Source organism: Agrobacterium sp. OT33 (genome assembly GCF_017313365.1).
GTDB classification, from domain to species: Bacteria; Pseudomonadota; Alphaproteobacteria; order Rhizobiales; family Rhizobiaceae; genus Agrobacterium; species Agrobacterium rhizogenes_A.
The window spans coordinates 47,585-66,643 of record NZ_JAFLMZ010000011.1; the positions used below are offsets into that span (position 1 = coordinate 47,585).

Below are 19,059 nucleotides of genomic sequence, written 5' to 3' on the forward strand. Positions count from 1 at the left end.
GTGCACCCCCCGTGGCTTCACAACCACAGCGAATGGTCAGATTGTGCCAGCAAACCGGCATAAAGTGTCAGATCAACCGCAAAACCCGTTGTCAGCGGCCAAGCTGCACGATCCATCGCGTCCATTCGGCGCTGTCCGGCTTCAGTATATCCGATGTGGCGTCACGGCTTTCCGACGCGAAATGACGCAGCTGGCGCGGCGACAGACCAAAGGTCTTTTTGAAGGCGCGGCTGAAGTTTTCCGGATTGGTGAAGCCATAGGTCGCGGCCACCTCCGCGATTGTCATATGGCCCGATTGCGGTGACCGCAGGAAATCCATCGCCCGCTCAAGCCGCCGATGGGTGATACATGCCGAAAAACCGCCCAGCGGCTCAAAAAGCCGATAAACGGTGCGGCGCGACACCCCGAATTCGGCCATGACCTTCTCCACTGAAAGGGCAGGATCGAGAAGGTGACTGTCGATATAACGCCGGATGGATGCCCTCAACGCACGCTGGACGCCTTCGGCATTGTCCTCCCGAACGTGATTGTTGATGGCAGCCGCGGCAAGTTCCAGCAGCGGCGAGACCGTGGCCGCGCCGTCGCTGGCGGTCATGACATCGAAATGGCGGTAAACGCTCGTCATCGTTTCCCGCAGCAACGATACCAGCGGCAGACCCGCCGGCAGCACGCGCTCATGATGATTGCCGGAGCCGATGAGCCTGCCCTCCAGCAGACGGCGCGGCACGACAAGGCTCAGGTGATCGTGATCCGTCGTGGCCGTGGCAAGGGGCTGCGCCATGTCGATGATATAGAGATCTCCCGGACCGGCGGTTTCACCCGTTCCGCGCCGCGACATGCTTTGTCCCCGGGCATAAAACTGCAGGAGAAAACCGTCCATGCCGTCGCGGGACAGCTTGTGACGTGAACGGTCGAAATCCTGTGCCGATGACTGGGTGCGGCCGAGCGCGACATTGCCGATGAAAGCGGCGTCCACGCTTGCAGAGAAACCGTCATCCGGCGATCTGCGCAGGCGCGCGTCAAACAGCACGTTGATCGAATCCTGCCACAACGTCAGCGCATCACGTTTCGGCACCTGACGTGTATCGAAGCGCGAGCGCGCCAGCGGCGCTTCAAAAGACCCTGTGTTCATTATTATCAGCTGTTCCGTGAACACGGCGCTGACCCCGCCGTCCGCGAAAACTATACAGGATTGAAATCGCCTAACAATGCCGGATGCCGGCGAGACGGTTCGCCGGCGGCGGGTGCGCGAAAATTATTTCGCGGTCCAGCCGCCGTCGATGGAAATAGTCGTTCCCGTGATCGACCGCGCCATGTCGCCCGCAAGATAAAGCGCCATTTCCGCCACTTCTTCCGGTTGCACAAACCGTCTGGTCGGCTGCGGTGCAAGCATCACCTTTTTCACCACCTCCTCCTCGCTCATGCCATGCACCCGCGCCTGATCGGCAACCTGTGCGGCAACAAGCGGCGTCCAGACGTAACCGGGGCAGATGGCGTTGCAGGTGATGCCGAGTTCGGCCACTTCCAGCGCCACGCTTTTCGTCAGCCCCACCACCGCATGTTTGGTCGCGACATAAGGCCCCTTGAAGGGCGAGGCGCGCAGGCCGTGGGCGGAAGCGATGTTGACGATGCGGCCCCAGCCCCTTTCCTTCATGCCCGGCAAGGCCGCATGGATGGTGTGAAACGCGCTGTCGAGCGAGATAGCGACGATGCGGGAAAAATCGGCGAAATCGAACTCGTCGATCGGCGCGACCTTCTGGATGCCGGCATTGTTGACCAGCACATCGATGTGGCCGAATTCGGCGATGACGGTTTCCGGCAGATGGACGCTCTCGTCGTAGTTTGCGAGGTTGGCCGAAAAATAGACCGGCCTGTGCCGCGCCACCTTCGCAACCATCTCCAGGGCCTGCGTCGCCTCTTCCGGCGTCTCTATGCCATGCACCGCGACCAGATACCCCGCCTCGGCGAAACGTTTTGCGATGGCGAGCCCGATGCCGCTGGTGGAACCCGTGACGAGCACGGTTTTCGGTTGATCCTCCATCGGCCTAGTCCTTCAGCTGCGGCAGGTTGCGGTAAAGTTCGAGCGCTTCAGGATTGGCAAGCGCATCGGCATTCTTCACCGGCCGGCCATGGATGGTGTCGCGCACCGCGATTTCGGAAATCTTGCCGGAGCGTGTGCGGGGAATGGCGCTGACGGCAATGATCCTTGCCGGCACATGCCGCGGCGTTGCGCCCGAGCGAATGCGACTGCGGATGGTCTTTTCCAATTCCTCCGTCAGGGCCGCACCTTCCTTCATGCGCAGGAAAAGGATGACCCGCTGGTCGCCGTCGATATCCTGCCCCACGGCAATGGCTTCCTCGACCTCTGGCACGGTTTCCACCTGCCGGTAGATTTCGGCCGTGCCGATGCGAACACCACCGGGATTGAGCGTCGTGTCCGAACGGCCATGGATGACATAACCGCCGGATGGGCGCATTTCGGCAAAGTCGCCATGCGCCCATATGCCCGGAAACCGGTCGAAATAGGCGGCCCGATACCGCGATCCATCCTCATCGCCCCAGAATTTGACCGGCATGGACAGATGCGCATTGCGGCAGACGAGTTCGCCGGCAACGCCGCGAACGGAACGGCCCTCGTCATCAAGCGTGTCGATATCCATGCCGAGCATCGCACCCTGCAATTCGCCGCGATGCACGGGCTGCAACGGATTACCGCCGAGGAAACAGGCGCAGATATCCGTGCCGCCGGAGATGGAGGCGAGGTGCACGTCGGCCTTCCAGTCGCGATAGATATAATCGAAGGATTGCGGGATGAGCGGCGAGCCGGTGGAGAGAATTGTCCTCAGCGACGAAAGATCGTGGCTTTCACGCGGCTTCAGCCCCGCCTTCAGGCAGGCATCGATGAATTTCGCCGACGTGCCGAAAGTGGCGATCCGTTCGGCGTCGATGAGATCTATCAGCCGCGCGGGGTTGGGATAACCGGGATTGCCGTCATAGGTGACGAGCGTAGCGCCGAGCGCCAGACCGGAGACCTGCCAGTTCCACATCATCCAGCCGCAGGTGGTGAAATAGAAGAAGCGCTCCCCCTCCTGAATATCGCATTGTAGTTTCAGCTCCTTCATGTGTTGAAGAAGCAAACCGCCGCCGGAATGGGTGATGCATTTCGGCTTACCTGTCGTGCCGGAGGAATAAAGGATCGCCAGCGGCGCCTTGACGGGCAGACGGTTGAAGGCAATCTCGCCCGCCGCATAGGGCGCGACGAAATCCGTAAGCGTCACACAGCCGAGATTAGCAAGGCTTGCGGGAACGGCGTCGCCGATCAGCACGATCTTTTCAGGAGCCGCACTTTCCGCCACGGCGCGGATGGTGGGACCTACGTCGATGCGTTTGCCGGCATAACCATATTCCGGCACGGCGATGAGGATTTTCGGGCCGATCTGTGACAGGCGGTCGGAAGCTCCCGCCGGGCCGAAATCCGGCGAGCACGAAGACCAGATCGCCCCGATGGCGCTGACAGCCAGATAGCTGACGATCGCCTCGATATCATGGGTGACGATGGCCCCGACGCGGTCGCCTTCCTTCACGCCGGCATGGGTAAGCGCCTGCACCATACGGGACACTTCGGCGTATAGCTGTCGGCGGGTAATCTCGCGCCGTGTGCCGTCGTCGCGATGGGCGATGATGGCCAGCCGTTCATCTGCATCGCGCAGCAGGTTTTCGGCGTAATTGAGCCTCGCGCCCGGATAGAACTCGGCCTCCCGTATGGTCTTGCCGGGCTTGAATGCCGTATCGTCGCGCGTACCGACAATGCCGAGTTCGTCCCACAGCGCATCGTAAAACTCATCCGGCGCGTCGATGGACCAGCGCAGCAGGCCGGCATAGTCATCGGCGGCCTGCCGGTGCAGCTTTGCCGTTTTCGTCGCGAAGGCGAAAAGCGCCGAACGCTCCAGCCTCTTCTCCGGCGGCACCCATAAGATGTCGGATGGCGCGGCGTCCGTCATGCTTCGCCCCCGCGCAGCATTTCGACGATGGCGGAAAAATCACGTCCGCCGCCCCCTTCGCCGACAAAGTTCTCATAAAGCGTCGATGCCGCTGCGCCGAGCGGGGTGGAAGCCCCGGCTCCATTGGCGGCCTCCTGCGAGAGCTTCAGATCCTTGAGCATCAGGGCCGCCGCAAATCCGGGCTGGTAATCCTTGTTGGCGGGCGATGTCGGTACCGGCCCCGGCACCGGGCAATAGGTGGTGAGCGACCAGCACTGCCCGGAAGAGGTGGAGGCGACATCGAACAGCGCCTGATGGGAAAGGCCGAGTTTTTCGCCAAGCACGAAAGCTTCGGAAACGGCGATCATGGAAATGCCGAGGATCATGTTGTTGCAGATTTTCGCCGCCTGGCCGTTGCCGCCCTTGCCGCAATGCACGATCCTCTTGCCCATCGCCTCCAGCACCGGCCTTGCCGCAGCGAAAGCCTCCGCCTCGCCGCCGCACATGAAGGTCAAGGTGCCCGCCGCCGCCCCACCCGTGCCGCCGGAAACGGGAGCATCGACCGAGGGGCAACCGGCGGAAGCGGCCAGTTCATGCGCCTTCAGCGCGCTTTCCATATCCACCGTCGAGCAATCGATAAGGAGCGTGTCGGCGGGGATTTTCCGAACCAGATCGCCATAGACGGAAACGACATGTTCGCCCTTCGGCAGCATGGTGATGATCACCTCGGCCGCTTCGATAACCTCGGCGGAATCTGCCGCTACGGGAATGCCCGCCTCTCTCGCCGCCGTGCGGCAGGCTTCGGAAAGATCGTAACCCTGAACGGCATATCCGGCCTTGACGAGATTGGCGGCCATGGGCAGGCCCATATGTCCCAGCCCGATAAAAGCGACGGTCTTCATGGAAGCGCTCCTTTCAGCGATTATCCGCAAGGATCATGTCGGCGGCCTTTTCGGCAATCATGATCGTCGGCGAATTGGTATTTCCGGATGTGATGCGTGGCATCACCGATGCGTCGGCGACGCGCAGCCCGGCAAGCCGGCGGAATTTCAGCCTGTTATCGACAACGCTTTCCACATCCGACCCCATGCGCAGCGTGCCGACAGGGTGGAAGATGGTGGTGCCGATATCGCCCGCCGCCCTGGCAAGATCATTGTCGTTTTCAAAGGAGGGACCCGGCTTGTATTCCTGTGGCTTGAACCGGGCAAAGGCCGGCTGGGCGACGATGCGGCGCGTCAGCCGCATGGAATCGATGGCCACCTGGCGGTCGCCTTCCGTGGAAAGATAGTTCGGGCGGATTTCCGGCTGCATGGCGAAATCCGGTCCTTTCACATGCACTGAGCCGCGGCTTTCCGGCCGCAGATTGCAGACACTTGCGGTAATGGCCGGAAAAGTGTGAACCGGATCGCCGAACTTGTCGAGAGAAACCGGCTGGACATGATATTCCAGATCGGCGGTTTCCTTTTCCGGCGAAGAACGGGTGAAGACACCGAGCTGGCTCGGCGCCATCGACATCGGTCCGGAGCGCGTCAGCGCATATTCAAGGCCGATCCTCGCCTTGCCGAACAGGGTGGAGGCCCTTTCATTCAGCGTCAGAACACCGGAGACCTTATAGACCATGCGCAGTTGCAGATGGTCCTGCAGGTTTTCGCCCACACCCTGAACCTCGGCCACGGTGTCGATACCGGCGGCCTGAAGCACATCGCCACGGCCGATACCGGAAAGCTCCAGAACATGCGGCGAGCCGATAGCGCCGGCGGAAAGCACCGTCTCGCGCCGCGCCCGCATCTTTTTCAGAACGCCGTCATGGTGGAACTCGACGCCCGTAACCCGACCTTCTTCGATGATAAGCCGCTTGACGTGGGCCTTGGTCAAAACCGTCAGGTTCTTGCGACCAAGCGCCGGTTTCAGGAAGGCTTTCGCCGTGTTCCAGCGCCAGCCGGCCCGCTGGTTCACATCGAAATAACCGGCCCCCTCATTGTCGCCCCGGTTGAAATCATCGGTCGCGGGAATACCGGCTTCGCCCGCCGCCTTCTGGAAGGCATCAAGCACATCCCAGCGCACGCGCGCCTTTTCCACGCGCCATTCGCCGCCGGCGGAATGCATCTCGCTCTTGCCGCGATAAAAATCCTCCGACTTCAGGAAATAGGGCAGGATATCGTTCCACCCCCAGCCCTCGCAGCCGAGCTGCCGCCACATATCGTAATCGCGTGCCTGGCCGCGCATATAGATCATGCCATTGATGGAGGAGCAGCCGCCCAGCACCTTGCCGCGCGGATAGATCAGCGAACGGCCGTTAAGGCCCGGTTCTTCCGCCGTCTTGAAACACCAGTCGGTGCGCGGATTGTTGATACAATAGAGATAACCGACCGGAATATGGATCCAGTGGTAATTATCGTTGCCCCCCGCTTCCAGAAGCAGCACACGGTTGTTCGGGTCCTTCGAAAGGCGGTTGGCGAGGACGCATCCGGCACTCCCCGCTCCGATGACGATATAGTCATATTCGCCCATGCTCTTCTCCATACGCCACCCTTGCCGCGTCGTCCCGGACGCGGGGGAGGCCTTGTCTGTGTTTTCAAAAATATCTAGCCGCGGTGCTGGAAGCCGAGTTTTCTCCCGAGCCGCGATGCGTAAAATTCACCGATCAAACCGCGCCGGAACACCAGAACGCAGGCCATGAACACGAGGCCGGTGATGATGGTGACCGGGAAATCCGATGTCGCGAGATAGTTCTGCAGGGTGACCACGAGGCCCGCGCCAAAAATCGGGCCAATCATGGTGCCGATGCCGCCGAGCAGCGTCATCAGGATCACTTCGCCGGACATCTGCCAGGTCACATCGGTCAGCGTGGCGAACTGGAAGACCAGCGCCTTCAGACCGCCCGCAAGCCCGGCAAGCGCCGCCGACATGACGAAGGCGCCGAGCTTGTAACGCTGCACGCTGTAACCCAGCGAAATGGCGCGCTGCTCGTTTTCGCGGATGGATTTCAGGATCATGCCGAAGGGCGAATTGACGAAGCGCCAGATGACCAACAGCGCCAGAACAAAGGCCGCCAGCACCGTGTAATAGATGTTGAGTGGCGCGTTGAGATCGAGAAGGCCGAAGAGATGGCCGCGCGGCACGCCCTGCAACCCGTCCTCGCCATGGGTAAACGGCGCCTGAAGGCAGAAGAAATAAAACATCTGCGACAGCGCCAGCGTGATCATGGCGAAATAGATGCCCTGACGGCGGATGGCGACAAAACCGATGACGAGCCCGAGAAGGGCCGCCCCCGCCATGCCGATGACAAGGCCGATCTCCGGCGTCACGCCCCATTCCTTCACCGAATAGGCGGTGAAATAGGCGGCACCGCCAAAAAACGCCGCATGGCCGAAGGACAGCAGCCCCGTGTAACCGATCAACAGATTGAAGGCGCAGGCAAACAGTGCAAAGCACAGGAGCTTCATCAGAAAGATCGGGTAAACGAACATCGGCGCGGCGATGAGCACGGCAAGCCCCGCCAGAATGAGCACGGTCTTGATGGTTCCGGCAGTCGTCGAAACTTCCGTCTGCGGCATTGCTCCAGCGGTGGGGCTATGGGTGGCTTTGGACATATCAGGCGTCCTTTCCGAAAAGTCCGGCGGGGCGGATGAGCAGCACAAAGGCCATGATGACGAAGATGACGATGTTGGAGGCCTCAGGGTAAAACACCTTGGTGAGGCCTTCAGCGACGCCCAGCATGTAACCGGTGACGATGGCGCCCATGATCGATCCCATGCCGCCGACCACGACCACGGCAAAGACGACGATGATGAGGTTGGTGCCCATCAGCGGCGAGACCTGATAGATCGGCGCGGCGAGAACCCCGGTGAAACCGGCAAGGCCGGCACCCAGCGCGTAGGTCAGCGTCAGGAGAACAGGCACGTTGATGCCGAAGGCCTGCACCAGCGTCGGGTTTTCGGTGGCAGCGCGCAGATAGGAGCCGAGACGCGTCTTTTCGATCAACGCCCAGGTGGCAAGGCAGGCGACCAGCGAAATGACGACAACGAAGGCGCGATAATTCGGCAGGAACATGAAGCCGAGATTGGTGCCGCCGGCAAGCTCGCGCGGCACCGAATAGGGCTGGCCGGCAGCGCCGTAAAGCCAGCGGAACGTGCCTTCCACCACAAGCGCCAGGCCGAAGGTGAAAAGCAGCCCGTAAAGCGGATCGAGATCATAAAGCCGCGACAGCAGGAAGCGTTCGACGATCGCGCCGAACAGCGCGACGACGAGCGGCGTGACGACAAGCGCCATCCAGAAATTGATGCCGAAATATTGCAGGCCGAGGAAAGCGACGAAAGCGCCGAGCATATATTGCGCCCCATGCGCGAAATTGATGACGCGCAGCAGGCCGAAAATGACGGCAAGGCCGAGCGACAGCAGCGCATAAAACGACCCGTTGATGAGGCCGATCAGCAATTGCCCGAGCAGGGCCTGAATTGGAACGCCGAAGATCATCGTCATCGTTAAACCCCCAGCACCTTGTTGAGTTCGCCCATGCGGCCGGAAAGTTCGCTGACCGGAAAATTGCCGACCATCTGGCCGTGATCCATCAGGTAGAAGCGGTCGGCGATGCGGCTTGCAAACCGGAAATTCTGTTCGACCAGAACAATGGTCATGCCACGGCTCTTCAGCTTCTGCAGCACTTCGCCGATGCGCTGCACGATAACCGGGGCGAGCCCCTCGGTCGGTTCGTCAAGCAGCAGCACCTTCACGCCGGTGCGCAGGATGCGCGCCATGGCAAGCATCTGCTGCTCGCCGCCGGAAAGCTTCGTGCCGGGGCTGGTGCGGCGTTCGTAAAGATTGGGAAACAGCTCGTAGATTTCATCGAGCGTCATGCCGCCGGATGCGACGACGGGCGGCAGCTTCAGGTTTTCCTCGACGCTCAGCGTCGCGAAGATGCCGCGCTCTTCCGGCACGAAACCGATGCCGTATTTCGCCGTGCGATGCAGCGGCACCGGCATCATATCCTTGCCGCCGAGCTTGATGGAACCCTTGCGGTTGCGGATGATGCCCATGATGGTGCGCAACGTCGTGGTCTTGCCCACGCCGTTACGGCCGAGAATGGTGATGGTTTCCCCCTCGCCAACGGTCAGATCGACGCCGTGCAAGGCCTGGCTTTCGCCGTACCAGGATTTCAGGTTGGAGACTTCGAGCATTGCCGCCATATCAAGCCTCCTCCGTGCCCATATAGGCCGTGCGCACACGCGGATCGGCGGAAACGGCGGCATAATCACCCTCCGCCAGAATTTCACCGCGCTGCAGCACCGTGACGTGGTGGCAGATATCGGCCACGACTTTCAGATTATGTTCGACCATCAGCACCGCGCGTGTCTTTGCCACCTCGCGGATGAGTTCGGCGACGTGGGAGACATCCTCACCGCCCATGCCGGCCATCGGCTCGTCCAGCAGCAGAACCTTCGGATCGAGCGCGAGCGTGGTGGCGATTTCGAGAACCCGCTTGCGACCGTAAGAAAGATCGGCCGCAAGCGCATGTTTTTCCCTGACCAGGCCAACCGTCGCGATCAGTTCCTCGGCGCGGGCATTCAGCCTGTCGAGCGAGGAGAGCGGCAGCCAGAATTGCGTTGCGAGGCCATTCGGCCGCTGCAACGCTACCCGCACATTTTCCAGAACCGTCAGATGCGGAAACACCGCCGATATCTGGAAAGACCTGACGAGGCCGAGTCGCGCCACCTTGTCCGGCGGCGTCCTTGTTATGTCCGTTCCCATGAAGGTGATCGCCCCGCCTGTCGGCTGGAGAAACTTGGTCAACAGGTTGAAGACCGTGGTTTTGCCGGCGCCGTTCGGACCGATAAGCGCATGCACGCGGGCATGGTGGACGTCGAGATCGACGTTTTTCACGGCCGCGAATGCGCCGAAGGTCTTGGAGAGACCGCGCGCCGAAAGAACGACGCGAGGTTCGGCCTGCCCGGCAAGGGCGGGAGCGATCGTCATCAAGCTTTCCCCTTTTTATTCTTCTTTACTGCGTTACCAGCGGGCAACCGCTCTTTGCGGGGTCCATGAAGGCTTCCTTGCCGGGGATGGTGGCGAGAACCTTGTAATAATCCCACGGCTGCTTGCTCTCATCCGGCTTCTTCACTTCCATGAGATACATGTCGTGGATCATGCGGCCATTGGCGGCCACATGGCCATCCTTCGAGAAGACGTCGTTGACGGGCATTTCCTTCATGGCCTTGGCGACGGCATCGGCATCGTCGGTGCCGGCCTTTTCGATGGCCTTCAGGTAGTGCAGCACGGCGGAATAGGTGCCTGCATGAACCATGTTCGGCATGGCGCCGGTGCGTTCCTTGAAGCGTTCGCCGAACTTGCGCGATTCATCGTCGCGGTCCCAGTAAAAACCTTCCGTCAGCGTCAGGCCTTGAGCCGCCTCAAGGCCGAGGCCGTGGACTTCGGCGAGCGTGAAGAGGAGAGCGGCAAGCCGCTGGCCGCCGGCGACGATGCCGAATTCGGCCGCCTGCTTGATGGCGTTGGAGGTATCGAGACCGGCATTGGCAAGGCCGATGACCTTCGCGCCCGAAGACTGCGCCTGCAGCAGGAAGGAGGAATAATCCGTCGTGGCCAGCGGATGGCGCACGGAACCCAGAACCTTGCCGCCATTGGCCTTGACGAAATTGGCGGTGTTTTCTTCCAGCGAATAACCGAAGGCATAATCGGCGGTCAGGAAGAACCAGCTGTCGCCACCCTGCTTGACGAGCGCGCCGCCGGTGCCGACCGCCAGCGAATAGGTGTCATAGGCCCAGTGGAAACCATAGGGGCTGCACTGCTTGCCGGTCAGTTCGGTGGTTGCCGCACCGGTATTGATGGTGATCTTCTTTTTGTCCTTGGACAGCGCCTGCACGGCAAGGCCCACCGAAGACGAGGTCAATTCCATGATCGAATCGACCTGTTCGGTGTCGTACCATTGCCGGGCGATGTTGGAGGCGACGTCCGCCTTGTTCTGGTGGTCGGCGGTCACCACTTCCACCGGCGCGTCCAGCACCTTGCCGCCAAAATCCTCGACCGCCATCTTCGCGGCTTCATAAGAGTATTTGCCGCCGAAATTGGCGTAGACGCCCGACTGGTCGTTCAGAATGCCGATCTTGACCTTGCCGTCCGAAATCTCGGCGGCATAAGCGGCGGTGCCGGCGGCCAGTGCCATGGCCGTGGATAAAACGATACTCCTGCGCATGACTTCTCCTCCCAGAGATGATTGCGAGCCTCAGATTGTCTGTGCAGGGGTGAACGAAACCCCGTAGCGGGCTTCTTCATCCTTGCAGCGAAACGGTCACGCCGCCCTCCTCAAAGCGGCGCATCCTGAGCCTAGACTTCTCGAATTCGGCCGTTGACACAAGAGCGGGGCATCATCAAATTGCGAACAGGAACTGTTCATTTTTGAACAGAACTTGTGACGGAGACGGAAATGGCCACGCCTTTTACCTGGGACGACCTGCAATATTTCCTGGCCGTGGCCCGCACGGGACAACTTTCATCTGCGGCGAGAAGCCTGCGCACCAGCCACGCCACCGTCTCCCGCCATATCGACCGGCTGGAATTCTCGCTTAAAACCAAGCTGTTCGAGCGCAACCCGCGCGGTTACGAACTGACGACGGTGGGACGGCGGCTGGTCGATACGGTCGAGCGCATAGAGGCGGAAGCCGAAAGGCTGCAATCGGATATTTCCGAAAGCGGCAGCCTGCTGCGCGGCGTGGTGCGCTTAAGCGCCCCTGAAGGTTTTTCCAATTTTTTCTTTGTGGAAAGGCTGAAAGACTTCGCCGTGACCCATCCCCACATCATGGTGGAAATGGTGACGATCCAGCAAATCATGGCGCTGTCCAAAAAGGAGGCGGATGTGGCGGTAACGCTCGATCCGCCAAAGGCCGGTCCCTACATCAATGAACAGATCATCGATTACACGCTGCATATCTATGCCTCGCGTTCCTATCTCGCCGGGCGGCCGAAAATCGTAAAGCGCGAGGACCTGCTCGACCACTTCTTCATCGGCTACGTACAGGACCTGATCTTCTCACCGGGCCTCGATTATATGCGTGACGTGCTGCCGGGTCTGCGGCCGAGTTTCCAGTCCTCAAGCATTTTTGCGCAGCTGACCGCAACGCTGAGCGGCAGGGGGCTGTGCATCTTGCCGAATTTCATCGCCGCCCGCTTTCCGGATCTGCAAATGGTGCTTCCCGGTGAAGTGGAGCTGCGGCGAGGCTATTGGCTGACGAGCCACCAGGACCTTGCCAACGTGCCGCGGGTGCGCTCGCTCATGGATTTCATTCTCACCACGGCCCGCGCCCACCAAAATCTCTTCGTTCTCGACCGAAAGACGACCGCCTGAGCGGCATCGTTCACATTTCGGCGACACCGTGTTTACGGGTGGCCGATTGGAGGATGCGCCCGGTTGCCTATATGAATGACAACAACGAAGCCGGTTTGTGAAAGCCGGCATCCTCCGACATCTGGAAGGTCATCATGAAAAAGATCGGATTCCTGTCCTTCGGCCACTGGACACCCTCACCCCAGTCGCAGACCCGTTCGGCGGCCGACACGCTGCTGCAATCGATAGACCTCGCCGTGGCCGCCGAAGAACTGGGCGCCGACGGCGCCTATTTTCGCGTGCATCATTTCGCCCGCCAGCTTGCCTCACCCTTTCCGCTTCTGGCCGCCATCGGCGCCAGAACGAAAAAGATCGAGATCGGCACCGGCGTCATCGACATGCGTTATGAAAACCCGTTCTACATGGCGGAGGATGCCGGTTCGGCCGACCTCATCGCCGGTGGGCGCCTGCAACTCGGCATCAGCCGTGGTTCACCGGAACAGGTGATCGATGGCTGGCGTTATTTCGGCTTCCGCCCGGCCGAGGGCGAGAGCGAAGAAGACATGGCGCGGCAGCATACCGAGGTCTTCCTGGAGCTTCTGAAGGGCGACGGTTTCGCCCAGCCGAACCCGAGACCGATGTTCCCCAACCCGCCCGGCCTTTTGCGGCTGGAACCCCATTCCGAAGGGCTGCGTGAGCGCATCTGGTGGGGTTCAAGTTCCAACGCGACAGCGGTATGGGCGGCAAAGCTTGGCATGAACCTGCAAAGCTCCACCCTGAAGACGGATGAAACGGGCGAGCCTTTCCACGTCCAGCAGGCGCAGCAGATCCGTATCTTCCGGGAAGCCTGGAAGGAAGCCGGACATGCCCGCGAGCCGCGTGTATCCGTCAGCCGCAGCATCTTCGCCCTCGTCAGCGACCGTGACCGGGCCTATTTCGGTTACGGCAATGAAGGCGACGACAAGATCGGTTATATCGACGACAAGACGCGCGCGATCTTCGGGCGCAGCTATGCCGCCGAGCCTGAAGCGCTGATCGAACAGCTGAAAGCCGATGAAGCCATTGCCGAGGCCGACACGCTGCTCCTGACCGTGCCGAACCAGCTGGGTGTCGACTACAACGCCCATGTCATCGAGACGATCCTGAAGCAGGTGGCGCCGGCTCTTGGCTGGCGCTAACGGCTGGTCCTGAAAATGAGCAAGGCGGCGCAGTCTCTGCGCCGCCTTTTTTATTTCACCGCCTTGCCATAACGGGAAAAGCTTTCCGCCAGCGGCGTCGTGCTGGCGCCCGGCTGCTCCGGCCTCCTGTAAACACCATCCCGCACATGGATCGGCTCTTCGAAATGATCCTTGATCCACGGAATATATTCGAGAATGGTCGAAGCCGGATGCCAGTAGCTCAGATGCACATGCACCTGGCTCATCTCACCCGCATGCGGCACCACCGGCAGGCGATGGGCGAGTGCAAGATCAGCCACCTGAATATATTCGGTGATGCCGCCAAGCCGGGTCACATCCGGCTGGACATAAGCGACCGCGCCGGCATCGATGAATGAGCGGAATGCATCCACCGTATAAAGCTGCTCGCCCAGTGCAATGGGAATGGATGTATTGCGCGCCAGCCGGGCGTGACTGGTGACATCGTCGTACCACAGCGGTTCCTCGAACCAGTAGATATCCAGATCCTTCGCCGCGGCGCAGAAGCGCTGGCATGTCGGCAAATCCCACTTGCCATTGCCGTCAATGGCGATGCGGATGGAGGAGCCGACGCGCTGGCGGACGGCGGCAAGCCGGGCAATGTCGATATTCGGATCATCATGACCGACCTTGAGCTTCAGGCGGGTGAAGCCATCCTCCTCCACGGCCTTTGCACTGCCGGCCAGCAGGTTTTCCAGCGTAAAGGAAAGCCAGCCAATATCGGTGTTATAGGCTTCCACGCCTGCCGTGCGCGCACCGCCGAGATATTGCCAGAGCGGCACGCCCGCCTTTTTCGCCTTCAAATCCCATAGCGCCACGTCGATGGCGGCAAGCGCCAGATGGGTGATGCCGGCCCGGCCGACCCATTGCAGCGAGGGGTAACGGGCAAGTTTCATCCAGAGCCGTGAATGGTCGGACGCATCCTCACCCAGCAACAGGGGAGTATAACAATCGCTGATGCAGGAGGTGATCAGCCTGTCGGACGGCAGATGCGCGTGGGTGCCGGTGAAACCATAACCCTCAATGCCGTCACTCGTCGTGATTTTTGCCCCGACGACGCCCCAATGGGTGATGCTGTGGGTGGAATCGGAGATAGAATCCGACGTGAGCGGCAAATGCAGGATGAAAGGTTCGACAGCGGTAATTTTCATGATCGGTCATTCCTCGATGCTTGAACGCTTCTGGGGAGGAAAGGCGGAAGTCCCTTTTCTGAGCGGCGCTTCGCCGATTGGCGGGTGAAGTCGCGTCATTGTCCCGCGCCCAATGGTTGCGGAAATTGAACCGTCAGGGGATCGCCGGACCACCCTCCTCCGGCAGCCGGCTTCCGATGGCAGATAGAGCTAACGGAAAAACGGATTTTGTAAAATAAAAAATTTTTTATTTTTAATATTTGATCATTGCCTGCTTCACAAAGCTGAGCAATGATACGGCCATGAACACACTCGTCAAAGTCACGCTCGCCGAACAGGCGCACCGGGAACTGCGCGCGCGCATCGTCAGCGGCAAATTGCGCGGCGGCGAAAGGCTGCTGCCCAACGAGCTTGCCGCCGATCTCGGCATCAGCCCCACCCCGGTCAAGGAAGCCTGCGTGAAACTCGAGGCCGACGGGCTGGTGGTCAATTCCTCAAGGCGCGGCATGGTGGTGCGCGATTTCACGGTGGAGGATGTGGAAGAGCTCTACGCCGCCAGAATGCTGCTCGAAAAGGGCGCCGTCGAAGTGGCTTTCGATGCCGGGCAACTGGACGGAACGCTGCATGCGCAGCTGCTGGAAAGCCTTGCCAAACATCGCGAATTCGCCAAAGGCCCGACGCTCGACGAATTGTCGAAAGCGCTTTTTTACGACCGCAACTTTCACACGACACTGGTTTCAGCCGCCCGCATTCCGGTCATCTCCGGCTCGCATGAACGTATCCTCGACCAGACCCATACGGTTTTCGTATCGATTCTCGGTGATTACGCCCGTTCGGTGGAAGAGCACCAGAATATTGCCGACGCCATCGCCGCCGGCAGCAAGGCCCAAATCGTCGATGCCCTGTGGCGGCATCTCGAGCGCAGCCGCCAGAACACGCTGCGTCAGGTCCGGCTGCTCAAAGAAGCCGGTGCCTGATCCATTCAGAAAGCAGGGGAGGAACTGACATGCGCGAAAACCCGAGCGCCGTAAGTCCGGCGGGGTGAACCACAACTGGCTCGTTCCAGACGGAGATTTCGCATCGATGACAGACCGCCCTTCCGCTGCCGCCCTTCCTCGCCTGCCGCAATCTGTGGCAAGGCCCGCCTATGACCGCCAGATGGTCACACCCGGCATCGTGCATCTCGGCGTCGGAGCGTTTCACCGGGCACACCAGGCGGTTTTCATTGATGACTGCCTCAATCGCGGCGAGACGCAATGGGGCATCGTCGCCGCATCGCTGCGCAGCCCGGAGACGCGCGACGCCATCGAGCCACAGGACAATCTCTACACGTTCTGCCTGCGCGACGGAAAGAGCGAGCGCCTGCGCATCATCGGCTCCATCATGGAAACCATCGTCGCACCGGAAAATCCCGAACGGCTTGTGGACAGGATGTCCGATCCGCGCGTTCTCATCGTTACCCTGACCGTGACGGAGAAGGGTTATGTCACCAATCTCGCCTCCCGCAGCCTGCTGCGCGATCACCCCGATATCGTCCACGATCTTGAAAACCCGGACCGGCCACGCTCCATCTTCGGTTTCATTCTGGCTGCCACACGGCGCAGGCGCAAGGAAGGCTCCCTGCCGCTAACGCTTCTTTCCTGCGACAACCTGCCCGCCAACGGACATGTGTTGCGAAAGCTGCTGCTGGAATTCGCCGCACTTACCGATCCCGAACTGGCCCCGTTCATCGAAGCCAATATCGCCTGCCCCTGCTCCATGGTGGACCGCATCGTTCCCGCAACCACCGACGCGGATCGGGACGCGATATCGGCAGCACTTGGGGTGCGCGATGCCTGGCCCGTGGTGGCGGAGCCCTACTTCCGCTTCGTCATCGAGGACAATTTTCCGCATGGAAGACCGGCGCTCGAGAGATCGGGCGTGGAGTTCGTCAGCAACGTCGAGCCATATGAACATATGAAGCTCCGAATGCTGAACGGCTCCCACAGCGCCATCGCCGCCATAGGCCAGATCGCCGGCCTTGCGACGGTTGCCGACGCATGGGGCGAAAAAACCGTGCGTGATTTCATCGATGCCTATTGGCGCGAAGTCGACCGGACGCTCGATCCCGCCGTCGACGGCACCGAATTTGCAGCCGGTCTCAGGGAGCGCTTCGCCAACCCCTCCCTGCAACACAAGACGATGCAGATCGCTTCCGATGCCTCGCAGAAGGTGCCGCTGCGTATTCTTGGCCCCTTGCGCGAATTGCTGGAAGAAGAGGCCGCCAGTCGCGCCGTTATTTTTGCCGTCGCTTTATGGATCAGATCCTGCGCAGACCGGGATGAAAAGGATCAGCCGATCACCATACTCGACCCCGCTTTCAAGGAATGGGATGCGCCGGACCAGCTGGCAATGGCGCCGGATGCTGTCGTGGACCGGTTCCTCACCTTCAGGCGCACATTCGGCGATGACCTGCCGGGCAACGAAAACTTCGTGTCGACACTGAAAGCCGCTTATCGCGACATTCGGGAACTTACTGCGCTGGGCGCCATTGAGCGTTTTTTGAAGTCCTGAAAATGAGTGGGCGAGAAACGCTCCATCGTCATGCTCGGGCCTGTCCCGAGCATCTGCGCCGTTCCGATTTACGATACGTGCGTGGATCCTCGGGACAAGCCCGAGGATGACGTCGCGTGTGAGGGAAGTCTGTCAGCAGCCTAAGCCGGGAGGCTTAGCCTGCAACTACAATCCCGCCGCTCAGGCCGTGGCGGCCTGCCGCGCCGCCTTGCGGCGCTCCACACGGGCGCGGATGGCATCGACATCCGTGATCGGTGTCGCCGCAAAGAGCTGGCGCGTATAGGGGTGCTTCGGATCGGCGAAGAGTTGCTCGCGCGTTCCCTGTTCGACTGCCTCACCCTTGGAAATGACCATCACATCGTCGGCGATGTAACGGACCACCGAGAGATCGTGGCTGACGAAGACATAGGTCAGCTCGAATTCCTCCTGCAGATCCCGGAGCAGGTTCAAGACCTGCGCCTGCACCGAAAGATCGAGCGCGGAAACCGGCTCGTCCAGCACCAGCAGCGCCGGATTGAGCATCAGCGCGCGCGCAATGGCGATGCGCTGGCGCTGGCCGCCGGAGAACATGTGCGGATAACGGTTGAAATGTTCAGGACCGAGGCCGACCTTCACCAGCATGGCTTCGGCCCGCTCGCGGCGCTCGGAGGCTGGTATTTTCGTGTTGATGACCAACGGTTCCATCAGCACGTCACCCACCTTCTGGCGCGGATTGAGGCTGCCATAGGGATTCTGGAACACCATCTGCACCTTGGAGCGCATCTGCGTGTCCGGACGTCGCCTGGCGATATCGACCGGCTGGCCGTCGATCTTCAGCTCACCGCCGGATGCCGGGTCGATCAGGGCGATGATGCGGGCAAGCGTCGACTTGCCCGAACCGGATTCGCCGACAATCGCCAAAGTCTTGCCCCGCTCGACGGCAAAATCGATGCCCTTCAGGGCCTGAACAGTCTTGGCGCCGCCGAACAGGCCGCCGGGAACGTGATAGTCGCGGGTGATGCCCTTGCCTTCGACAACGATACTCATTGAACGCCCTCCTTGCCGAAGAAATCGGAAACCGTGGGCAGGCGGTCGCCGGTGGCGTTTTCCGGCAGGGCCGAAAGCAATGCCTTGGTATAGGGATGCTGCGGAGCTTCAAAGAGGCTCAAGACATCCGCCTCCTCCATCTTGCGGCCCTTATATTGCACCACGACGCGGTCTGCGGTTTCCGCCACCACGCCCATGTCATGGGTGATGAGGATCAGCGCCATGCCGTATTCCGCCTGCAGGTTCATCAGGAGATCGAGGATCTGCTTCTGAATCGTTACATCGAGCGCGGTTGTCGGCTCGTCGGCAATCAGGAGACGCGGTTTGGAAGCAATCGCAATCGCGATCATCACACGCTGGCACTGGCCACCGGACATCTGGTGCGGATAGGCCTTGAGCTTGGCTTCCGGCTCGGGAATGCCGACCGCGCGGAACAGTTCCAGCGCCCGCGCCCGGGCGGCCGAGCCGCTCATGCCGAGATTGAGGCGCAGCACCTCCTCGATCTGGAACCCGACCGTGAAGGACGGGTTGAGCGAGGCGACCGGTTCCTGGAAGATCATGGTGATCTCGCGGCCGATCACCCTGCGGCGCTCCTGCGGCGACATGGTCAGCAGGTTCTTGCCGTCGAAGGTCATCTCATCGGCGGTAATCGTTGCCGTATCGGGCAGAAGCCCCATGACGGCGAGCATCGATACCGACTTGCCGGAACCGGATTCGCCGACAATGGCCAAGACTTCGTGCTTGTCGACGGAGACATCGATGCCGTTGACGGCGGTGAAGGCGCCGGTGGCGGTGGCGAATTTAACCGTGAGGTTCTTGATTTTCAGCAGGCTCATCGC

Annotated in this window: 17 protein-coding genes; 4 read left to right on the forward strand and 13 right to left on the reverse strand. The window is 60.8% G+C overall.

The window, feature by feature from the left end:
* Positions 1 to 91: 91 nt before the first annotated feature.
* The 10 genes from JZX88_RS23130 to JZX88_RS23175 form a co-directional block, all read right to left on the reverse strand.
* The gene (locus JZX88_RS23130) at positions 92 to 1,132 is read right to left on the reverse strand and encodes a helix-turn-helix domain-containing protein (protein WP_210347589.1); all 1,041 of its coding nucleotides are present in this window, start codon (positions 1,130 to 1,132) and stop codon (positions 92 to 94) included.
* Positions 1,133 to 1,255: 123 nt separating this feature from the next.
* Positions 1,256 to 2,041: a 3-hydroxybutyrate dehydrogenase gene (locus JZX88_RS23135; RefSeq protein ID WP_206914879.1), complete on the reverse strand. Its 786-nt coding sequence runs from the start codon at positions 2,039 to 2,041 to the stop codon at positions 1,256 to 1,258.
* Positions 2,042 to 2,045: 4 nt separating this feature from the next.
* Entirely contained in the window at positions 2,046 to 4,001 is a 1,956-nt protein-coding gene (locus tag JZX88_RS23140; RefSeq protein WP_206914880.1) for an acetoacetate--CoA ligase, read from the reverse strand.
* The gene (gene mmsB, locus JZX88_RS23145; protein ID WP_206914881.1) at positions 3,998 to 4,882 is read right to left on the reverse strand and encodes a 3-hydroxyisobutyrate dehydrogenase; all 885 of its coding nucleotides are present in this window, start codon (positions 4,880 to 4,882) and stop codon (positions 3,998 to 4,000) included. Before mmsB ends, JZX88_RS23140 begins: the two co-directional genes overlap by 4 nt.
* 13 nt (positions 4,883 to 4,895) lie before the next feature.
* Entirely contained in the window at positions 4,896 to 6,491 is a 1,596-nt protein-coding gene (locus tag JZX88_RS23150) for a GMC family oxidoreductase (RefSeq protein WP_206914882.1), read from the reverse strand.
* A 74-nt stretch (positions 6,492 to 6,565) separates the two neighbouring features.
* Complete coding sequence (locus JZX88_RS23155) at positions 6,566 to 7,573, reverse strand: branched-chain amino acid ABC transporter permease (protein ID WP_110759126.1); 1,008 nt, start codon at positions 7,571 to 7,573, stop codon at positions 6,566 to 6,568.
* Between the two features lies 1 nt (position 7,574).
* The gene (locus tag JZX88_RS23160) at positions 7,575 to 8,462 is read right to left on the reverse strand and encodes a branched-chain amino acid ABC transporter permease (protein ID WP_065116364.1); all 888 of its coding nucleotides are present in this window, start codon (positions 8,460 to 8,462) and stop codon (positions 7,575 to 7,577) included.
* A gap of 2 nt (positions 8,463 to 8,464) precedes the next feature.
* A complete protein-coding gene (locus JZX88_RS23165) occupies positions 8,465 to 9,166 on the reverse strand; it encodes an ABC transporter ATP-binding protein (RefSeq protein ID WP_206914883.1) in 702 nt (233 codons plus the stop codon).
* Position 9,167: 1 nt separating this feature from the next.
* Positions 9,168 to 9,953 (reverse strand): ABC transporter ATP-binding protein, encoded by a 786-nt coding sequence (locus JZX88_RS23170; RefSeq protein ID WP_206914884.1) that lies wholly within the window; start codon positions 9,951 to 9,953, stop codon positions 9,168 to 9,170.
* Between the two features lie 25 nt (positions 9,954 to 9,978).
* Entirely contained in the window at positions 9,979 to 11,187 is a 1,209-nt protein-coding gene (locus JZX88_RS23175; protein ID WP_206914885.1) for an ABC transporter substrate-binding protein, read from the reverse strand.
* A gap of 231 nt (positions 11,188 to 11,418) precedes the next feature.
* Here JZX88_RS23175 and JZX88_RS23180 point away from each other — a divergent pair, with 231 nt between their 5' ends.
* Both JZX88_RS23180 and JZX88_RS23185 read left to right on the forward strand, forming a co-directional pair.
* Complete coding sequence (locus tag JZX88_RS23180) at positions 11,419 to 12,336, forward strand: LysR family transcriptional regulator (protein WP_080820005.1); 918 nt, start codon at positions 11,419 to 11,421, stop codon at positions 12,334 to 12,336.
* Positions 12,337 to 12,470: 134 nt separating this feature from the next.
* Positions 12,471 to 13,493, forward strand: coding sequence for an LLM class flavin-dependent oxidoreductase (locus JZX88_RS23185; RefSeq protein WP_174032845.1), 1,023 nt, complete (start codon positions 12,471 to 12,473; stop codon positions 13,491 to 13,493).
* A gap of 50 nt (positions 13,494 to 13,543) precedes the next feature.
* On the opposite strand, the gene JZX88_RS23190 is transcribed toward JZX88_RS23185, so the two are convergent.
* Positions 13,544 to 14,662: a mandelate racemase/muconate lactonizing enzyme family protein gene (locus JZX88_RS23190; protein WP_206914886.1), complete on the reverse strand. Its 1,119-nt coding sequence runs from the start codon at positions 14,660 to 14,662 to the stop codon at positions 13,544 to 13,546.
* A gap of 281 nt (positions 14,663 to 14,943) precedes the next feature.
* Here JZX88_RS23190 and JZX88_RS23195 point away from each other — a divergent pair, with 281 nt between their 5' ends.
* Positions 14,944 to 15,618 carry a GntR family transcriptional regulator gene (locus JZX88_RS23195; RefSeq protein WP_206914887.1) on the forward strand — a complete coding sequence of 225 codons (675 nt, stop codon included), beginning with the start codon at positions 14,944 to 14,946 and terminating at the stop codon, positions 15,616 to 15,618.
* A 106-nt stretch (positions 15,619 to 15,724) separates the two neighbouring features.
* Positions 15,725 to 17,194 carry a mannitol dehydrogenase family protein gene (locus JZX88_RS23200; RefSeq protein ID WP_206914888.1) on the forward strand — a complete coding sequence of 490 codons (1,470 nt, stop codon included), beginning with the start codon at positions 15,725 to 15,727 and terminating at the stop codon, positions 17,192 to 17,194.
* Between the two features lie 180 nt (positions 17,195 to 17,374).
* On the opposite strand, the gene JZX88_RS23205 is transcribed toward JZX88_RS23200, so the two are convergent.
* Positions 17,375 to 18,220, reverse strand: a complete 846-nt coding sequence (locus JZX88_RS23205; protein WP_206914889.1) for an ATP-binding cassette domain-containing protein — start codon at positions 18,218 to 18,220, stop codon at positions 17,375 to 17,377.
* Complete coding sequence (locus tag JZX88_RS23210; protein WP_110759116.1) at positions 18,217 to 19,056, reverse strand: ABC transporter ATP-binding protein; 840 nt, start codon at positions 19,054 to 19,056, stop codon at positions 18,217 to 18,219. The genes JZX88_RS23205 and JZX88_RS23210 overlap by 4 nt, the downstream gene beginning before the upstream one ends.
* Between the last annotated feature and the right edge of the window lie 3 nt (positions 19,057 to 19,059).